Source organism: Pseudomonas sp. DL (assembly GCF_047199225.1).
In the GTDB taxonomy this organism is placed as follows: Bacteria; Pseudomonadota; Gammaproteobacteria; order Pseudomonadales; family Pseudomonadaceae; genus Pseudomonas; species Pseudomonas aeruginosa.
In genome coordinates, this window is sequence record NZ_CP178323.1 from 186,562 (window position 1) to 203,655 (window position 17,094).

General features: G+C 67.9%; 16 protein-coding genes. 4 read left to right on the forward strand and 12 right to left on the reverse strand.

Annotated features, from left to right (window positions below):
• Positions 1-216: 216 nt before the first annotated feature.
• The 4 genes from ACI766_RS00840 to ACI766_RS00855 all read left to right on the forward strand — a co-directional run bounded on the left by ACI766_RS00840 (position 217) and on the right by ACI766_RS00855 (position 4,055).
• The gene (locus ACI766_RS00840) at positions 217-1,053 is read left to right on the forward strand and encodes an outer membrane protein OmpK (RefSeq protein WP_003102209.1); all 837 of its coding nucleotides are present in this window, start codon (positions 217-219) and stop codon (positions 1,051-1,053) included.
• A gap of 241 nt (positions 1,054-1,294) precedes the next feature.
• A complete protein-coding gene (locus tag ACI766_RS00845) occupies positions 1,295-2,701 on the forward strand; it encodes a uracil-xanthine permease family protein (protein ID WP_003162957.1) in 1,407 nt (468 codons plus the stop codon).
• Positions 2,702-2,793: 92 nt separating this feature from the next.
• Positions 2,794-3,459: a TetR/AcrR family transcriptional regulator gene (locus ACI766_RS00850; protein WP_003117223.1), complete on the forward strand. Its 666-nt coding sequence runs from the start codon at positions 2,794-2,796 to the stop codon at positions 3,457-3,459.
• Positions 3,460-3,464: 5 nt separating this feature from the next.
• Positions 3,465-4,055, forward strand: coding sequence for an IMPACT family protein (locus ACI766_RS00855; protein ID WP_019371320.1), 591 nt, complete (start codon positions 3,465-3,467; stop codon positions 4,053-4,055).
• Positions 4,056-4,061: 6 nt separating this feature from the next.
• Here the strand turns inward: ACI766_RS00855 and siaD are convergent, their stop codons facing one another.
• The 12 genes from siaD to cttP all read right to left on the reverse strand — a co-directional run bounded on the left by siaD (position 4,062) and on the right by cttP (position 16,938).
• Complete coding sequence (gene siaD / locus ACI766_RS00860) at positions 4,062-4,889, reverse strand: biofilm formation regulator diguanylate cyclase SiaD (protein ID WP_003083910.1); 828 nt, start codon at positions 4,887-4,889, stop codon at positions 4,062-4,064.
• A gap of 6 nt (positions 4,890-4,895) precedes the next feature.
• Positions 4,896-5,276: a biofilm formation regulator SiaD modulator protein SiaC gene (gene siaC, locus ACI766_RS00865; protein ID WP_003083913.1), complete on the reverse strand. Its 381-nt coding sequence runs from the start codon at positions 5,274-5,276 to the stop codon at positions 4,896-4,898.
• A 26-nt stretch (positions 5,277-5,302) separates the two neighbouring features.
• On the reverse strand, positions 5,303-5,845 hold the full coding sequence (gene siaB / locus ACI766_RS00870) for a biofilm formation regulator kinase SiaB (RefSeq protein ID WP_003083916.1): 543 nt from the start codon (positions 5,843-5,845) through the stop codon (positions 5,303-5,305).
• Positions 5,846-5,853: 8 nt separating this feature from the next.
• The gene (gene siaA / locus ACI766_RS00875) at positions 5,854-7,845 is read right to left on the reverse strand and encodes a biofilm regulation protein phosphatase SiaA (RefSeq protein ID WP_003083920.1); all 1,992 of its coding nucleotides are present in this window, start codon (positions 7,843-7,845) and stop codon (positions 5,854-5,856) included.
• A gap of 262 nt (positions 7,846-8,107) precedes the next feature.
• Positions 8,108-9,157 (reverse strand): protein-glutamate methylesterase/protein-glutamine glutaminase, encoded by a 1,050-nt coding sequence (locus tag ACI766_RS00880; RefSeq protein ID WP_003142429.1) that lies wholly within the window; start codon positions 9,155-9,157, stop codon positions 8,108-8,110.
• Positions 9,158-9,176: 19 nt separating this feature from the next.
• A complete protein-coding gene (gene cheD / locus ACI766_RS00885) occupies positions 9,177-9,779 on the reverse strand; it encodes a chemoreceptor glutamine deamidase CheD (protein ID WP_087823920.1) in 603 nt (200 codons plus the stop codon).
• 5 nt (positions 9,780-9,784) lie between these two features.
• The gene (locus ACI766_RS00890; protein WP_003102222.1) at positions 9,785-10,627 is read right to left on the reverse strand and encodes a CheR family methyltransferase; all 843 of its coding nucleotides are present in this window, start codon (positions 10,625-10,627) and stop codon (positions 9,785-9,787) included.
• A gap of 69 nt (positions 10,628-10,696) precedes the next feature.
• Entirely contained in the window at positions 10,697-12,736 is a 2,040-nt protein-coding gene (gene aer2 / locus ACI766_RS00895; protein WP_003112650.1) for an aerotaxis transducer Aer2, read from the reverse strand.
• 35 nt (positions 12,737-12,771) lie between these two features.
• On the reverse strand, positions 12,772-13,257 hold the full coding sequence (locus ACI766_RS00900) for a chemotaxis protein CheW (RefSeq protein ID WP_003083938.1): 486 nt from the start codon (positions 13,255-13,257) through the stop codon (positions 12,772-12,774).
• Positions 13,244-15,163 (reverse strand): chemotaxis protein CheA, encoded by a 1,920-nt coding sequence (locus ACI766_RS00905; protein WP_023102776.1) that lies wholly within the window; start codon positions 15,161-15,163, stop codon positions 13,244-13,246. The genes ACI766_RS00900 and ACI766_RS00905 overlap by 14 nt, the downstream gene beginning before the upstream one ends.
• Before the next feature lie 27 nt (positions 15,164-15,190).
• Positions 15,191-15,556, reverse strand: a complete 366-nt coding sequence (locus tag ACI766_RS00910) for a response regulator (protein ID WP_003083943.1) — start codon at positions 15,554-15,556, stop codon at positions 15,191-15,193.
• Positions 15,557-15,753: 197 nt separating this feature from the next.
• Positions 15,754-16,938, reverse strand: a complete 1,185-nt coding sequence (gene cttP / locus ACI766_RS00915) for a trichloroethylene chemotactic transducer CttP (RefSeq protein ID WP_009875676.1) — start codon at positions 16,936-16,938, stop codon at positions 15,754-15,756.
• Positions 16,939-17,094 lie beyond the last annotated feature (156 nt).

A 17,094-nucleotide genomic window follows, 5' to 3' on the forward strand; every position in this document is an offset into this window, starting at 1 on the left:
TGTCCTTGGGGTCAGGTTTTTGCCGTCGTAGAGAGGTTGGAGGCATTTCGCCGCCTTTGTCCAAAACACTGAAAAAACAGGCGTTCCCTTCGCCGCAGGAAACCCGGCGAAGCGCCCGCGCCGTCTTGGCTTCGTTCTTGCTATCCATGGCGAGGCCTGACCGCTCGGACAGGTTCGCCCACTAGAAGAAAAGCTATTCACTCCAGGAGCGTTTCAATGAGCCGCACACTCGCCACCGTGATGCTAGCCGGGGGGCTACTGGCCGCAGGCCAGGCTGTCGCCGAAGACCATGACATGACGCCGACCCACGAGACCGACTCGGGGCCGCTGCTCTGGCACAACGAGAGCCTGACCTACCTCTACGGCAAGAACTTCAAGATCAACCCGCCGATCCAGCAGACCTTCACCCTGGAACATGCCAGCGGCTGGACCTGGGGCGACCTGTTCATCTTCTTCGACCAGATCAACTACAACGGCAAGGAAGACGCCAGCAACGGCAAGAACACCTACTACGGCGAGATCACTCCGCGCCTGAGCTTCGGCAAGCTCACCGGAGCGGACCTCTCCTTCGGCCCGGTGAAGGACGTGCTGCTGGCCGGCACCTACGAGTTCGGCGAAGGCGACACCGAGGCCTACCTGCTCGGCCCGGGCTTCGACCTGGCGATCCCCGGCTTCGACTACTTCCAGCTCAACTTCTACTACCGCAAGCCCGACGGCAACCGCGTGCGCGCCGGCGCCTGGCAGATCACCCCGGTGTGGTCCTACACCATTCCGGTGGGCAACTCCGACATCCTCATCGACGGCTACATGGACTGGGTGATCAACAACAAGAGCGCCAGCACCAGCCGCCGCAACCAGAGCGACTATCACGCCAACCTGCACTTCAACCCACAGGTCAAGTACGACCTGGGCAAGGCCCTCGGCTACGAGCCTAAGCACCTGTACGTGGGCCTGGAGTACGACTACTGGTCCGACAAGTACGGTGTGAAGGACTCGCAGTACTTCACCACCGACCAGAACACCGCAAGCTTCCTGGTCAAGTACCACTTCTGAGTCCGTCGCGCGGGGCTGCCGGCCGGGCCCCGCCAGCGCGCCCCGTCATTGCGCGCCGTGCATCGGCACGGTGCGCGACGGTCGCCTTCGTCGTCCTTGCGTTTGCCTCCCGTTGTTCGCTCGACCCACGCCGGGCGCGCCCTGCAGCCTGAGCGGCAGGAATAAGCTGATCACCTGGACAGCTTTTTGCAGAAGCCGTGCATCCTCCTCCTGTCCGAGGAGCGCCACTTGAGACGGCCCGATGCATAGCGAAGACCAGCGCCCCAACGACCTCATCTACGGCCTCGACGACCGGCCGCGCCCGCTTCCCGCCTTCCTTGCCGCGCTACAGCACGTGCTGGCCAGCTTCGTCGGTATCGTCACTCCGCCGCTGGTGATCGGCTCGCTGCTCGGCCTCGGCGAGCACCTGCCATACCTGATCAGCATGGCGCTGATGGTTTCCGGCGCCGGCACCCTGATCCAGGCGCGCCGGCCGTTCGGCATCGGCGCCGGGATGATCTGCCTGCAAGGCACCAGCTTCGCCTTCCTCGGCGCCGTGCTGGCCGCCGGGATGCTGGTGAAGCAGCGCGGCGGTGGTCCCGAGGAGATCCTCGCGATGATCTTCGGCGTGTGCTTCTTCGGCGCCTTCGTGCAGATCGTCCTCAGTCGTTTCCTCGGCCATCTTCGCCGGGTGATCACGCCGCTGGTCACCGGCATCGTCATCACCCTGATCGGCGTCAGCCTGATCAAGGTCGGCATCACCGACCTCGGCGGCGGAGCCGGGGCCACGGACTTCGGCGCACCGGCCAATCTCGCGCTGGGCGCGCTGGTGCTGCTGAGCATCGTCCTGCTGAACCGCTCGCGCCTGCCCTGGCTGCGCCTGGCCGCCATCGTCATCGGCCTGGCGCTGGGTACCCTGGCGGCCTGGGCGACCGGCCTGTTCGTTCCGCGGGCGTTGCCCGAGCTGCCGCTGGTCAGCCTGCCGCAGCCGTTCCGCTTCGGCTTCGCCTTCGACTGGATGGCCTTCCTGCCGGTGGCGCTGATCTACCTGATCAGCAGCATCGAGACAGTCGGCGATCTGACCGCCAACTGCATGCTCTCGCGGCAGCCCCTGGAGGGACCGGCGTACCTGCAGCGGTTGCGCGGCGGGGTGCTCGGCGACGGCGTCAGTTGCCTGCTGGCAGCCACCTTCAGCGCCTTCCCGAACACCACCTTCGCGCAGAACAACGGGGTGATCCAGCTCACCGGGGTTGCCAGCCGGCACGTCGGGATCTATATCGGCGGCGTGTTGCTGGCGCTCGGCCTGTTCCCCTGGGTCGGCGCGATCCTCCAGCAGATCCCCAAGCCGGTGCTCGGTGGCGCCACCCTGGTGATGTTCGGCAGCGTCGCCGCCGCCGGCATCCGCATTCTCGGCCAGACCCCGATGGACCGCCGCAGCGTGCTGATCATCGCCGCCTCGTTCGGCGTCGGCCTCGGCGTGGCCGCGCAGCCGACCCTGCTCGACCAGATGCCGGCGGTGGTGAAGACCCTGTTCGACTCGGCGATCACCAGCGGCGGCATCACCGCCATCCTGCTCAACCTGCTGCTGCCCGAGGAGCGCGTTGCCGAAGCGGCGCAGGCCAGCGCGAAGGGCGGCGCCCTGGCGCGCTGGCGCAAGCCGCTGGGTTGATACGGGCGTTTGCAAATTTTTCCGCGCCTGGCTTGTGTCCCGCGGCCGGGCTGGGGTATCAACGCGGGGATCACGCCGATGGAAACCTGCGCATGACCCTGACAGTGCCCGCCCACGACCCGGCCGCCCGCGACAAGCCGGCCGGGCGCATCCGCCAGAAGAACGAGGAGGCGATCCTCGCCGCGGCCGAGGAGGAGTTCGCCCGCCACGGCTTCAAGGGCACCAGCATGAACACCATCGCGCAGAACGTCGGCCTGCCCAAGGCCAACCTGCACTACTACTTCGGCAACAAGCTGGGCCTCTACACGGCGGTGCTGAGCAACATCCTCGAACTCTGGGACAGTACCTTCAACACCCTCGGCGTCGACGACGATCCGGCCGAGGCGCTGGCCCGCTACATCCGCGCCAAGATGGAGTTCTCCCGCCGCTACCCGCTGGCCTCGCGGATCTTCGCCATGGAGATCATCAGCGGCGGCGAGTGCCTCACCGCGCATTTCAACCAGGACTACCGCAGCTGGTTCCGCGGCCGCGCCGCGGTATTCGAGGCCTGGATCGCCGCCGGCCGGATGGACCCGGTGGATCCCGTGCACCTGATCTTCCTGCTCTGGGGCAGCACCCAGCACTACGCCGACTTCGCCAGCCAGATCGGCCTGGTCACCGGCCGCAAGCGCATGTCCAGGCAGGACTTCGCCGCCGCCGCCGACAACCTGGTGCGGATCATCCTCAAGGGCTGCGGACTGATCCCGCCGGCGGCCTGAACGCGATGCCGAGCACCCTGCAAGGCCTCGCCGAATACCGCGAGGAAATCCGCAAGAGCCGCTTCCACACCATCGCCGCCCCGGTGGCCGACGAGGACGAGGCGCAGGCGTTCATCGCCGCCCACCGCGACGCTTCCGCCGGACACAACTGCTGGGCCTGGAAGTGCGGCGCGCAGTACCGCTTCAGCGACGACGGCGAACCCGGCGGCAGCGCCGGGCGGCCGATCCTGGCGGCCATCGAGGGACAGGACATGGACTGCGTGGCGGTGCTGGTCAGCCGCTGGTTCGGTGGCATCAAGCTCGGCACCGGCGGCCTCGCCCGCGCCTATGGCGGCGGCGCGGCCAAGTGCCTGCAGCAGGCGCCGCGCAGCGAGCTGGTCGAGCGCTGTCGGGTGCGCTTCGCCTGTGCCTTCGCCGACCACGCGCTGCTCAAGGCGCGCAGCCTGGCGCTGGGCGCCAGCGCGGCGGCCGAAGACTACGGCGCCGACGGCGTCGTCCTGACCCTGGAGTTGCCGGTGGCGCGCTTCGAGGCGCTTCAGGCGCTGCTGGTGGACCTCAGCCGAGGCCAGGTGCGGCTGCAGCGGCTGGACGCCTGAGGAGGCTCAGCGCGCTGGAGCCGGGCGGGAAGGGGCAGGAAGCGGCGGGAGCGCGGCGAACACGCATTTGTCGCGGCCGCTGCGCTTGGCGTCGAGCAGTGCGGCGTCGGCGCGATTGACGGTCTGCGAATAGGTTTCGCCGATGCGGTGTTCGGTAACGCCGACGCTGGCGGTGACGCTCAGCGCCTCGGTGCCGACGCGTACCGCCAGGGTCCGTACGCTGTCGCGCACCCGCTCGAGTACCGGGCCGGCGTCCTGCAGGCGGGTCTGTGGCAGCAGCAGGAGGAATTCCTCGCCGCCCCAGCGGCCGCAGAGGTCGTATTCGCGTAGCTCGGACTCCATGGCACGGGCGATTTCCACCAGCACCCGGTCGCCGCTGTCGTGGCCCCAGGTATCGTTGACCTGCTTGAAGAAGTCCACGTCGAGCATCGCCAGCACGTAGCTCTGGCCGTGGCGCTGGGAGCGTTCGTTCTCCTCCCTGAGGCGCTCCAGCAGCATGCGTCGGTTGGGCAGGCCGGTCAGCGGGTCGCGGATCGAGGCTTCCTTCAGCGCCAGGTTGAGGTCGCGCATCATCTGCTGGTAGCGGTCGGAGATCCGCGCCACCTTTTCCAGGCGCCGCAGTTGCTTGTGGTAGCGCTCGGACAGCGACAGGTTCTGCTCCCGCGCCATCGACTGGAAACCGTCGGAGATCCGGGCGATGCGCTCCAGCCGCACCAGTTGCTCCAGCGATTGCTGGCGCAGGCGGGCCAGCGCCTGGTGCAGCGGATGCCCGTGGAACTGCGGATCGGCCAGCAGGCCGTCGATCCAGGCGTCCAGTTCGCGTTCGCGGCTCATCGTCGGCTACTCGTCGTGGGCCTGGATGGCGAAGGGGAAGCTGCAATCCTCGCGGAACTCCTCGGCCAGCTCGGCGACCCGTTCGTTGCGCCGGTCGTAGTGCCAGCGCAGGCTGACCGGGCGACCGCCCTGGTGGGCCTCTTCGAGCAGGTCGAGGATGTCCATCATGGCCTTGATCGAACTGGTGTTCAGGTACAGCAGGCGCAGGTCCAGTTCCAGCGGCCGCTGCCCGTCGGCGAGGAAGCGCTCGACCCAGTCGATCACCTGGCCGAACAGTTCATAGGAGTTTTCCGGGTAGGAATCGCCTTGCATGGACAGGCGTCCGGCCTGCCAGTCGCCCTGGATGGCGGGCGTGGACTGGGTGCCGGGTATGTGCAGGTCACTCATGATGGTGTTCTTCCTAAAACACGGGGTCAGATCACGGCGCGCAGGCTGAAGAAGGCGCGCCCGTCGGGCTGTTCCTTCAGCGATGCGGCCAGTGGTTCGCTGGACTTGCGGGCGATGTCCAGCAGGCCGAGACCGGCTCCGCTGGCGCAGCCGCTGTCGCGCGGGCGGCGTAGCTGCTCCTTGTAGGCGGCCTTGAGGGCGGCCTTGTCGAGGTTGGCGATGGCCTGGATGCTGCGCACCAGGCTCTGGCCGTCGTCGCGCTCCACCAGGTTGCCGGCGGACACCACGTAGTGGCCGTCCTCGTTGCGGGCGATGGCTACCGTGGCCGCCGCCTCGTGTTCGCCGTAGCCCTTGAGATTGGCGTAGTGGCGGATGTTCTGGGTCATCTCGATGTACACCGCGAAGACGTCCATCGCTTCGCTCGGCTTGGCCTGTTCGGCGTGCAGGTAGTTGCGCAGCGCGTGGCCTATCTCCTCGATCAGGCTGCGCGAGATCGGTCCGTTGAAGCAGAGCAGGATGCGTTGGCGGGTGTAGCTTTCACGCATGGCCAGCAGGTCTAGCGTTTCCATGGGTGCCCCTAGTCGAATCGGAAGGACAGGATGGTGATGTCGTCGCGTTGCGGGTGCTCGCCCTGGTACTCGGCGAGCGTCGCCACGAAGGCCTCGGCCTGCTCGGGGAGCGGCTGCCGCGCGTGGTCGCGGAGCATGTCGGCGAAGCGCCGGCTGCCGAAGCCGAAGCCGTGTTCGCCGCCGGCCTGGTCGAGGAAACCGTCGGTGCTCAGGTAGAAGGTCCAGCCCGGCGCCAGCGGTACCTCGATGTTGCGGTAGTCGCCACGGCGCTTGTCGCCGATCGCCCGGCGCGCGCCCTTGAGTTCCTGGACCTCCTCGCCGTCGCTGGCGTACAGCGAGATCTTCGCCCCGGCGAAGGCCAGCTGGCGGCGCCGGCGGTCGACCCAGACCAGCCCGGCATCCATGTTGGTGGCCAGCGCCTGGGGGATCTGCTCCTGGCTGAGCATGCTGCGCATCGCCTGGTCGGTCTCGCCGAGGATCGCCGCCGGGTCGCGGCTGCCCACCGCCTCGATGGCGTGGTCGATGGCGGCGCGGGCGAGCATGGTCATCAGCGCGCCGGGCACGCCGTGACCGGCGCAGTCGACCACGCCGATCAGGTAGCCGTCGGCCTGCTCGCGGTACACGTAGAAGTCGCCGCCGACCACGTCGCGCGGTTTCCACAGGATGAAGTGATGCTCGCCGAGCGTGGCGCTGAGCTGGCGGTCGGGGAGGATCGCGCGCTGGATCAGGCTGGCGTAGTCGAGGCTGTCGCCGATCTTCTTCTGCGCGGCGGCCATCTCGCGGTTGGCTTCCTCCAGCGCCTGGGTGCGCTCCTGGACCTTGTCTTCCAGCTCGGCGGTGTGCCGGCGGACCTGGTCGGCCATGCTGGCGAAGGCCTTCGACAGCGAGCCGATCTCGTCCTGGCGCGCCAGCGGCAGCGGCGTGTCGTAGCGTCCGGCGGCGATCGCCTTGGCCGAGCGCTTGAGGCTGCGCAGGGGGCGCAACAGCAGGCGCTCGACGGCATAGGCGAAGCCCAGCAGCAGGGCCACCAGCAACAGCAGGAACGTGCCCGCCAGCGGCCATAGCCAGCGGTTGTCGAGGACCTGGGCGGCGTGCAGGTCGACGGCGGTGAGCACGTACCAGCGCAGTTGGGGAATGTAGGCCACGGCGAAGAGTTGCTGGCGGCCGTCGAGGCCGGCCCACAGGCAGTGCACCGAGCCGGCCTTGGCGCGGGCCAGGCGCATGGCCTCGCGCAGGGCGTCGCGCTGTTCCGGCTGGTCGAGCAGGTCGAACACCCGGTGGCGTTCGCTGGCGCCGCCGGCGGCGGAGCTGTAGGCGATCAGGCGGCGGTCCGGGTGGGCCTGGATGGCGCCGTCGTCGCCGACGATCATCGGCGTCACGCCCGGCTCGCGGGCGATGATGAAGTCGTCGAGGAAGCCGCTCAGGTCCAGGCCGCTGCCGGCCAGGCCGATGGGCCGGCCCTGGTCGCGGATCACCAGGTTGAACCAGACCTTGGTCAGGTTCAGCTTGCTGTCGACATTGACGTTGATGTTGTAGGCGGCGCTGTTGCGCAGGGTATTGAAGTACCAGGCGTCTTCCGGGTCGCCGGCCTCCAGGGTGTAGCGCGGCCGTTCGCTGTAGGGTTGGCTGCCGTCGTTGAAGTAGTAATGCTGGGAGCCGCTGGCGATGATGAAGTAGGCGTGGTCGCGGAAGTCGCCGCGGTAGCCCTCGGCCTCGCGGAAGAACAGCGCGCGGCGCGCCGGGTCGTCTTCCTTCAGCAGCCAGTCGCGGGTCACCACCGATTCGGCGAAACGGCGCGACAACGCCAGTTCGCGGGAGACCGGGGCGAGGATCTTCTGCCGGTGCAGCAGGGTGAAGTTCTTCGCGTAGGCCAGGCCGAAGTGCGTACGGATGTCGTCCATCGCGCGCCAGCCCAGCAGCACCGCCGGGACCAGTGCCAGGGCACAGGCCAGCAACAGCGCCACCACCGATTTGCCGCGCAACCCCCAGTTCGCCGCCATGGCTATCCCTATCAGTTTCTCGCCCGGCCCGCGGCCGAAATCATGGATCGAAAGCGTGTGTCGAACTTTTGGCGAAAGGGCCAATTGTGCAGATGTGCATTATTTCAGGCAACGTAATTTGGTTTTATTTCGCCATTAATTTGACGTCACAATGATGGCGAGCAGGCAAAGGCCCGTGGTTCGGGCCTGTCGTCGGCGGGGGCTCGGCGGGGGAGGTTGCGGGGGGCGGCGAAAAAGCGCAGCGGGCCGGCCAGGATCCCGCTCAGAGGCGGTTGCCGCTGCCGCGCCGGGCGGCTTGCTGGAGCAGCGCGGCGGCGATCCGTTCGAGCGGCAGCACGTCTTCCGCGGCGCCCAGTTCCACCGCTTCGCGGGGCATGCCGTAGACCACGCAGGTAGCCTCGTCCTGGGCCAGGGTGTAGCCGCCGGCCTGGCGGATCGCCAGGAGCCCGCGCGCGCCGTCCTTGCCCATGCCGGTGAGCAGGCCGGCGAGCAGGTTGCGCCCGGCGCAGCGAGCCAGCGACTCGAACATCACGTCCACTGCCGGGCGGTGGCCGTTGACCTGCGCCTGGCGGTTCAAACGCACCACGTAGTTGGCGCCGGAGCGCTGCACCTCCATGTGGTGGTCGCCCGGCGCGACCAGGGCGTGGCCGGGCAGTATGCGGTCGCCGTCGCGCGCTTCGCTGACGCTGAGCCGGGTCAGGCGATCCAGGCGCTCGGCGAAGCTGCGGGTGAAGCCGGGAGGCATGTGCTGGGTGATGACCACCCCGGGACTGTGCGCCGGCAGGCCGAGCAGCACTTCCTTGAGCGCCTCGGTGCCGCCGGTGGAGGCGCCGAGGGCGATGATCTTCTCGGTGCTGAGCAGCGGCGCCGCGCTTTCCGGCGGCGCCGGCGCGTCCGCCGCACGGCGGCGCAGGCGGGCGCGGGCGACGGTCTTGAGCTTGGCGCGGATTTCCTCGGCATAGGCCTGCATGCCTTCGGCGATGCCCAGCCGGGGCTTGGCGATGAAGTCCACCGCGCCCAGTTCCAGCGCGCGCAGGGTGGCTTCGGAACCGCGCTCGGTGAGCGAGGAGATCATCAGCACCGGGGTCGGCCGCGCCTTCATCAGCTTGTCGAGGAAGGTCAGGCCGTCCATTCGCGGCATTTCCACGTCGAGGCTGATCACGTCCGGCGCGTGCTGCTTGATCAGGTCGCGGGCGACGAAGGCGTCCGGCGCGCAGCCGACCAGGCGCAGCTCCGGGTCGGCCTGGATGATCTTCTTGAGCAGGCTGCGGATCAGGGCGGAATCGTCGACGACCAGGACACTGATGGGCATGGCGGGCTCTCCCGGAGAGTCAGAACAGGTCGATGGGGCCGCCGTCCGCGTTGCGGTCGATACGGCGGCGGTAGTCGCGTTCACGCTGCAGCACGGTGTCGTTCTTCAGCTCCACCAGGGACTTCACCAGGACCCGGCCATTGCGCGGGAAGAAGTAGATCTTGCGCGGGAAGGCCTCCAGCACGTCGCTGGCGAGCAGCGGGATACGCTCGGTGGCCAGGTAGTCGAGGGTGAACTCGACGTTGCGCTGGCCGATGGCGGCGCTGATCTGGCGCAGTACCGAGCCGCCGCCGAAGACCTTGGCCTGCAGGCGCTCGCGGCTGGCGCCGAGGGCCAGCATGCGGTTGATCAGCAGTTCCATGGCGTGGCTGCCGTAGCGCGCCGACGGCGAGGCCAGGTCGCCGCCGAGGCCGCGCTCGGGGAGCATGAAGTGGTTCATCCCGGCGATGCCGTTGAGCGGGTCGCGCAGGCACACCGAGACGCAGGAGCCGAGCACGGTGACGATCACCAGGTCTTCGCCGCTGGCGAAGTATTCGCCGGGCAACAGCTTCACCGCATCGCAGGCGAAGTACGGATCGTAGTAGCGGTTCAGCGGCGCGCCTTCCCGGGCCTGGAGATTCATCGCGATCAGGCCGGGCTGTAGACGGTCTGGCCGACGGAGCGCACCAGGTGGCTGGCGTGGACGAAGTTCTCCGAATGCCCGGCGAAGAACAGGCCCTCCGGCCGCAGCAGGGCCACCATGCGTTCCAGCAGGCGGGTCTGGGTCGGCTTGTCGAAGTAGATCATCACGTTGCGGCAGAAGATCGCGTCGAGTTCCCCGGCGATCGACCAGTCTGCCTCCAGCAGGTTGATCTGGCGGAACTCCACCAGTTGCCGCAGTTCCTCCACCACCCGCGCCTTGCCGGCGTTGGGCCCGGTGCCGCGGAGGAAGAAGCGTTTCTTCAGCGGCGCCGGCATCTGCTCCAGGCGCTCCAGCGGATAGACGCCCTGGCGGGCGCAGTCGAGCACCCCGGTATCGATGTCCGAGGCGACGATCTTCACCGGCGGATCGAAGCTGCCCAGCGCCTCCACCAGGGTGATGGCGATCGAATAGGGTTCCTCGCCGGTACTCGCCGCCGCCGACCAGATGCGCAGCGGGCGATGCCGCTGCAACTGGCGGCGGGCGAGGTCGGCGAGCAGGGGGAAGTGGTGGCGTTCGCGGAAGAATGCGGTGAGGTTGGTGGTCAGCGCGTTGACGAACAACTGCTGCTCGCCCGGCTCGCGGTCGAGGTGGGTGAAATATTCGGCGAAGCTGCCGAGCCGCAGCAGGCGCAGGCGCCGCGAGAGGCGGCTATAGACCAGTTGCGCCTTGCTCTCGGCCAGGCTGATGCCGGTCAGCCGGTAGAGCCGCTCGCGTACTTGCTGGAAGTCCTCGCGGGTGTAGTGGAACTCCTGGTTGCCGAACACCGGCGAAGGCGTGGAGGTGGGCATTGGCGTCGGGTTTCCCTGGTCGACCCTAAGGGCTTGCCGCCCTCCGCCTGGCGGAGGCGCGGCGTGGTCTCAGAACTCTTCCCAGCCGTCTTCCTTGCGCGCCTTGCTGGCCCGCGCCATGCCGCTGCGGGCCAGCGGCGCCGGCGCGCTGGGGCGTGGCGCGGACGGCCGCGCGCTGGCGAGCTGGACCACGCTCGGCGGAGTGTCCAGCCTGAACACCGCCACCGACTGGTTGAGCAGGCCCGCCTGCTCCTGCATGGCCTCGGCCGCGGCCGCGGCTTCCTCCACCAGCGCGGCGTTCTGCTGGGTCATGTCGTCCATCTGCGAGACCGCGCTGTTCACCTCTTCGATGCCGGTGCTCTGCTCGGCGGAGGCGGCGGCGATCTCCGACATGATGTCGGTGACCCGGCGGATCGCCACCACGATGTCGCTCATGGTCTGTCCGGCCTGGGCCACCAGGGTGTTGCCGTTCTCCACCTTGTCCACCGAGTCGGAGATCAGCGTCTTGATCTCCTTGGCCGCGGCGGCGGAACGCTGGGCGAGGGTGCGCACTTCCCCGGCGACCACCGCGAAGCCGCGGCCCTGCTCGCCGGCGCGGGCTGCCTCGACCGCGGCGTTGAGGGCGAGGATGTTGGTCTGGAAGGCGATGCCGTCGATCACCCCGATGATGTCGGCGATCTTGCGCGCCGACTCGTTGATCGAGGACATGGTGCTGACCACCTTCTGCACCACGGTGCCGCCCTGGGTCGCCACTTCCGAGGCATTGGCCGCCAGCGAGTTGGCCTGGCGGGCATTCTCGGCGTTGAGCTTCACCGTGCTGGTCAGTTCTTCCATGCTCGAGGCGGTTTCCTCCAGGCTCGACGCCTGCTGCTCGGTGCGCGCCGACAGTTCGGCGTTGCCGCTGGCGATCTCGCTGGCGGCGGTGTTGATGGTGTCGGCGGCCTCGCGAATCTGCCCGAGCATCCGCGACAGGCTTTGTGCGGTGTCGTTGGAGAAATCCTTGAGCTGGCCGAAGGTGCCCTGGTAGTCGGCCTCGATGCGCTGGGTGAGGTCGCCCTGGGCCAGCGCCCCGAGCATCCGCGAGACGTCGCGCAAGCCGCGGTCGGCGGTATCCACCAGGCTGTTCAGGTCCTTCGCCAGCCTGAGGAAGAAGCCTTCCTTGCCGGCCTCCTCGACGCGCTTGCTGAAGTCGCCGGCCGCCGCCGCCTGCACCAGTTGCGAGACTTCCTGCTCGGCGCGGTGTTCCTCGGTGCGGTCGGTCCATTGCACGGCGGAGCCGAGGCGTTCGTTGGCGTCGTTGAACACTGGCACCACGTCGAGGGAGAAGCGCCGGCCGCCGAGGTTGAGCTCGGCCTTGTGCACGCCGGTGAGGTTGGCCAGCAGGTGCCGCTGGTGCGCCGGATTCTTGTGGAACACGTCGATGTTGGCGCCCATCAGGCGGCCGGCGTCGAAGTTCGGCAGTTGCTTGCGGATATCCGCTTCGGCGCGACCGAGCATCTCGCTGACGGTGCGGTTCATGTAGATGATGTTGAGGTCGTTGTCGGCGATCATCACGTTGGCCGAGACGTTGTCCAGCGCGCTCTTGATCCGCGCGTTGTAGGCCGCCGTGGCCAGTTGCGCCGAGGTCGCCTCGGCGGCCCCGCGCAGGCGTTCGCGAACGCCGTCGATGGCTTCGGTGATCTGCGCCTTCTTGCCCGGCAGGCGGTCCATCAGCGGCTCGAAGTTGCCCTGGCCGTAGGCGGTGACCACGCTGACCACCTTCATCTTCACCGCGATGTGCGCGGCCACCAGTTCGTTGACGCCCTTGGCGATGCGCGCCGCGCGACCTTCCAGGCGTTCGGCGGGAATCGTCTGGTCGATCCAGCCGGCTTCGTGCTGGCGGCTCATCTCCGCCAGCCCCGCCTCCAGGCTTTCCACCTGCTGGAGTTCGGCGCGTTGTTCGCGCAGTTGCCGCTGCAGCGCCCGCAGGCTGTCGTAGAGACGCTCGTAGCCGGGCGCCGGGGCCTCGCCGACGGCGGTGTCGAGCTGGCCGTCGGCGAACGACTGGAGGAGCGTGGCGATCCGGTCGGCGCGTTGCTGCGCCACCGCATGTGCATTGAACAGACCCATTTCGATATCCCCTGCCTATCCCTCGTTGGCGCCGCTCAGGCCGCGGCTTCGTCGACCAGCGCCATTTCGCGGCTGGTCATCAGTCTCTCGATGTCCACCAGGATCAACATGCGCTCGCCCGCGGTGGCCAGGCCGAGCAGGTATTCGGTGTCGAAGCTGGCGCCGAACTCCGGCGGCGGCCTGATCGCGTCGCCGCCCAGTGCGATCACGTCGGATACCGAGTCCACCACCACGCCGACGATGCGCCGGCCGATGTTGAGGATGATCACCACGGTGAACGGGTCGTAGGTGACCTCGGCGAGGTGGAACTTGATGCGCAGGTCGACGATCGGCACGATCGCCCCGCGCAGGTTGATCACGCCCTTGATGAAGGGCGGCGCGTTGGCGATCGCGGTGACCTGGTCGTAGCCGCGGATCTCCTGCACGCGGAGGATGTCGATGGCGTACTCCTCGCGGCCCAGGGTGAAGGTCAGGTATTCCTGCGCCGGGCCGTTCGCCTGGCTTGCCTCAGTGCCGTTCATCGGCGGTGTCCTCCCGCGCCGCCAGGCGTGGCAGCGCATCGACGTCGAGAATCAGGGCGACGCTGCCGTCGCCCATGATGGTGGCGCCGGCGATACCCTCCACACGGCGAAAATTCTGTTCCAGGCTCTTGATCACCACCTGCTGCTGGCCGACCAGTTCGTCCACCTGCAGGGCGAAGCTGCGCCCCTCGGACTCGAGGATCACCACGATGCCCTGCTCCGGCGCCGGCGCTTCGCCGCCGATGCGCAACAGCTCGTGCAGGCTGAACAGCGGCAGGTACTCGCCGCGTACGCGGATCATCGCGTTGTCTTCGCCGCCGAGGCCGCGCACGTCGTCGCTGCGCGCCTGCAGCGACTCGACGATGTAGGTCAGCGGAATCACGTAGTTGACCGCTTCGACGGCGACGATCAGGCCGTCGAGGATCGCCAGGGTCAGCGGCAGGCGGATGCCGATGCGAGTGCCCATGCCGGGCGCCGAGTCGATGTCGATGCGCCCGCCCATGGCACCGATGTTGCGCTTCACCACGTCCATGCCGACGCCGCGTCCGGACAGCTCGGTGACCGCCTCGGCGGTGGAGAAGCCGGGCATGAACACCAGTTGCCAGACCTCGGCGTCGCTCATCCCGTCATGCACCGGCAGGTTGCGCTCGCGGGCCTTGGCGAGGATGCGCGGACGCGACAGGCCGCGACCGTCGTCGGAAACCTCCACCACCACGCTGCCGCCCTGGTGGCTGGCGGCGAGCTTCACCGTGCCGCTCGCCGGCTTGCCGGCGGCGAGGCGTTCGGCGGGCGTTTCGATGCCGTGGTCGATGCTGTTGCGGACGATGTGGGTGAGCGGATCGCTGAGTTTCTCGATCACGCTCTTGTCCAGTTCGGTGTGCTCGCCGTGCAGGTGCAGCTCGACCTGCTTGCCCAGGCGCGTGGCGGTGTCGCGCACCAGCCTGGGGAAGCGGCTGAAGATGAAGTTGATCGGCAGCATGCGGATCGACATCACCGATTCCTGCAGGTCGCGGGTGTTGTGTTCGAGCTGGGCCAGGGCGTGCTGCAGGCGCTCGTGGCGGCTCGGGTCGAGCTGCTCGCCGAGCTGGCCGAGCATGGCCTGGGTGATCACCAGTTCGCCGACCAGGTTGATCAGGCTGTCGATCTTTTCCACGCTGACCCGGATCGAGCCGGACTCGCCGTCGCCACGCACGGGCGCGACTGCGCCCCTGGCCGTCGCGGCGACGGCTTGCGCGGGCGCACTGGGCGCGGCGGGGCTGCCGGGGGCGCCGTCGAACAGGCCGAAGGCGCGTTCCTCCGCCGGTGGGGAACCCGGTGCCTCATCGAAGAGGCCGAACGCTTCGCTCGCGGCCGGTGCGCCGGGCGCCTCGTCGAAGAGCCCGAACGCTTCCGGTGCGGCCGCTCGTTCCGGAGCGCCCGGGCCTTCGTCGAAGAAGCCGAAGGCATCGTCGTCCGCGGTTTCCCTGGCGGGCGCGTCGTCGAACAGGCCGAAGCCTTCCTCCGCCGCTTCCTGTTCCGGCACCCGCAGCCAGCCGCGCAGCCGCTCGACCGTCTCCAGTAACGGCACCCCGGGGTCGGGACTGCCGCTGCGATGGGCGTCGAGCAGGCGCTGCAACACGTCGCGGGCTTCGAGGAAGGAACTGATCATGTCCGGCCGCAGGTGCATCTGGCCGCAGCGGATGCGGTCGAGCAGGGTCTCCAGTTCGTGGGTGACGGCGGTGATGTCGTCGAAACCGAACATTCCGCTGGAACCCTTGATCGAATGCGCGGCGCGGAAGATGCCGTGCAGCGTCTCGCTGTCCGGCCGGTCCAGGTCGAGACCGATCAGGAGGAGTTCGAGGGTGGCCAGGTGTTCCTCGGTTTCCTCGAAGAACACCTGGAGAAACTGGCTCATATCCTGGGGCATGGGACCTCCCCCGCGGGGGAACGGGAATCAGGGCAGGACCTTGCGCGTCACTTCGAGCAGTTTCGGCGGGTCGAACGGCTTCACCAGCCAGCCGGTGGCGCCGGCGCTACGCCCCTGCTGCTTCATCGCGTCGCTCGATTCGGTGGTCAGCATGAGGATCGGCACGCTGCGGTAGCCGGCCAGGTTACGCAGGCTGCGGATCAGCGACAGGCCGTCCATGTTCGGCATGTTCTGGTCGGTGAACACCAGGCTGTAGCTCTTGCTCTGGGCCTTGCCGAGGCCTTCCTTGCCGTCCGCGGCCTCGTCCACCTCGTAGCCGGCGGACTTCAGGGTGAAGCTCAGCATCTGGCGGATAGACGCCGAGTCGTCGACGATCAGAATCGGTTTGCCCATGGTCTTGCGTCCTCACGGTGTCCCTACCGCAGCGCCAAGCTCGGCGGCGAAGGTGGTGTGTGCCAGGTGGCTGTGACGGAGGGCTCTGATGGCCCTTTGCTAGTTCCAGTAAAGACAATGTCCGGTGGATTTCAATTATTGGCGCCGGTTTCTCGTCGGATAGTTATCCGGTTAGACGGATTGGCTATCGATACCCCTCAGAACAATTCCACTTCGCCCACGTTGACGCTGTTCTGGCTCACCGGGCTGGGCAAGGGCCGGCGCAGTTCCTCGACCTCCCGTGCGACCCGTTCGGGCCATTCCTGGCGCGGTCGCGCCTCCAGCGCGCCGAGGCCGAGGGCGAAGGCGCCAAGACGCGCATGGTGCTTGCGCATCTGGCCGAGCAACTGGCTGCCCATGTCCTGGAATTGCAGGGCGGTGACCGCCGCGTCGACGCCCTGGCCGACTTCCAGCGAGAGCCGGTCCAGTTCGTGGATGACCTTCAGGGTGTGCCGGTTCATCGCCTCCAGGTCATCGAGCATGCCCTGGATCTTGTGCTTGGAATCGAGGGCGAAGGACATGTCCTTGTCGGCCAGTTGCGAGATCGCGCTCTCGGCGTCCTGGATCTCGTGGTGGACCACGTCGACGTGCTTGCGGATGGCGGCGGAAAACTCCGTGGAGCGGGTCGACAGCGCGCGCACTTCATCGGCGACCACGGCGAAGCCGCGGCCGCTCTCGCCGGCTCGGGCGGCCTCGATGGCAGCGTTGAGGGCGAGCAGGTTGGTCTGCTTGGCGATGGCGTCCATGTCCTGGGTCGACTGCAGGATCTCGGTGATCTTCAGCCGCACCTGGTCCATGCGTTCCACCAGTTGCTGCGAGGTCCGGCTGGTTTCCAGGGTAGCCTCGACGAACAGGCTGAGGGTCTGCTGGGTGGTCCTGACGAAGTCCTGGAAGTTGATGCCTTCGTCGACCTGGCCGCGCCCGTCGTAGCGCTCGATCAGCGAATGGGACAGGCCGCGCTGGGTATCGATGCGTTCGGCGAGGCCGTGGAAGCTGTCGCTGAGCTGGCGGATCGCCGAATGCAGCAGTTCGTCGATCTGCCGGGCGTGACCGTCCAGTTGCGCGGTTTCGTCGGCGAGCGCCCGTTGCGCCGCGCTCCAGGCCGGCGAAGCGGCATCCGCCTGCGGGTTGGCATTCGCTACCGCTTGCCGAGGGGCGCGCAGGAGGAGGACGAGCATGGCCAGGCTGGCGAACCAACCGAGCGCCAGGACCAGCCAGACGCCGAGGCCGACGGCATGCAGCCCGGCGCACAACGCCCAGGGTAGGGAAAGCAGGCCCAGCTTCAGCAGCAGGGGCCGGGATGGTAACGAAACACCGAGGGACTCGCGCATGCTGCACTCCATGTGCCGGATCGGAGCAGGGCTTCCAGGCGGTCCCTCGGGACCGTGCGGAAGACGCCTTCCAAGCTCGTCGGCGGCGTTTTCTAAAACTAGAGTCCCAATCGGTAATGTCAAACTGCCGTTTTTCCGGCGAGGCCGGTGCCAGGGCCTTTTCCCGTT

Coding starts and splice junctions, on each gene's coding strand:
- ACI766_RS00910 (WP_003083943.1), bottom strand. CDS start 15,556: ATGGGCAAACCGATTCTGATCGTCGACGACTCGGCGTCTATCCGCCAG.
- aer2 (WP_003112650.1), bottom strand. CDS start 12,736: ATGGGTCTGTTCAATGCACATGCGGTGGCGCAGCAACGCGCCGACCGG.
- siaC (WP_003083913.1), bottom strand. CDS start 5,276: ATGAGTGACCTGCACATACCCGGCACCCAGTCCACGCCCGCCATCCAG.
- cttP (WP_009875676.1), bottom strand. CDS start 16,938: ATGGAGTGCAGCATGCGCGAGTCCCTCGGTGTTTCGTTACCATCCCGG.
- siaD (WP_003083910.1), bottom strand. CDS start 4,889: ATGAGCCGCGAACGCGAACTGGACGCCTGGATCGACGGCCTGCTGGCC.
- siaB (WP_003083916.1), bottom strand. CDS start 5,845: ATGGAAACGCTAGACCTGCTGGCCATGCGTGAAAGCTACACCCGCCAA.
- ACI766_RS00840 (WP_003102209.1), top strand. CDS start 217: ATGAGCCGCACACTCGCCACCGTGATGCTAGCCGGGGGGCTACTGGCC.
- ACI766_RS00905 (WP_023102776.1), bottom strand. CDS start 15,163: ATGCCCCAGGATATGAGCCAGTTTCTCCAGGTGTTCTTCGAGGAAACC.
- ACI766_RS00845 (WP_003162957.1), top strand. CDS start 1,295: ATGCATAGCGAAGACCAGCGCCCCAACGACCTCATCTACGGCCTCGAC.
- ACI766_RS00890 (WP_003102222.1), bottom strand. CDS start 10,627: ATGCCCACCTCCACGCCTTCGCCGGTGTTCGGCAACCAGGAGTTCCAC.
- ACI766_RS00900 (WP_003083938.1), bottom strand. CDS start 13,257: ATGAACGGCACTGAGGCAAGCCAGGCGAACGGCCCGGCGCAGGAATAC.
- ACI766_RS00880 (WP_003142429.1), bottom strand. CDS start 9,157: ATGCCCATCAGTGTCCTGGTCGTCGACGATTCCGCCCTGATCCGCAGC.
- siaA (WP_003083920.1), bottom strand. CDS start 7,845: ATGGCGGCGAACTGGGGGTTGCGCGGCAAATCGGTGGTGGCGCTGTTG.
- ACI766_RS00850 (WP_003117223.1), top strand. CDS start 2,794: ATGACCCTGACAGTGCCCGCCCACGACCCGGCCGCCCGCGACAAGCCG.
- ACI766_RS00855 (WP_019371320.1), top strand. CDS start 3,465: ATGCCGAGCACCCTGCAAGGCCTCGCCGAATACCGCGAGGAAATCCGC.
- cheD (WP_087823920.1), bottom strand. CDS start 9,779: ATGAATCTCCAGGCCCGGGAAGGCGCGCCGCTGAACCGCTACTACGAT.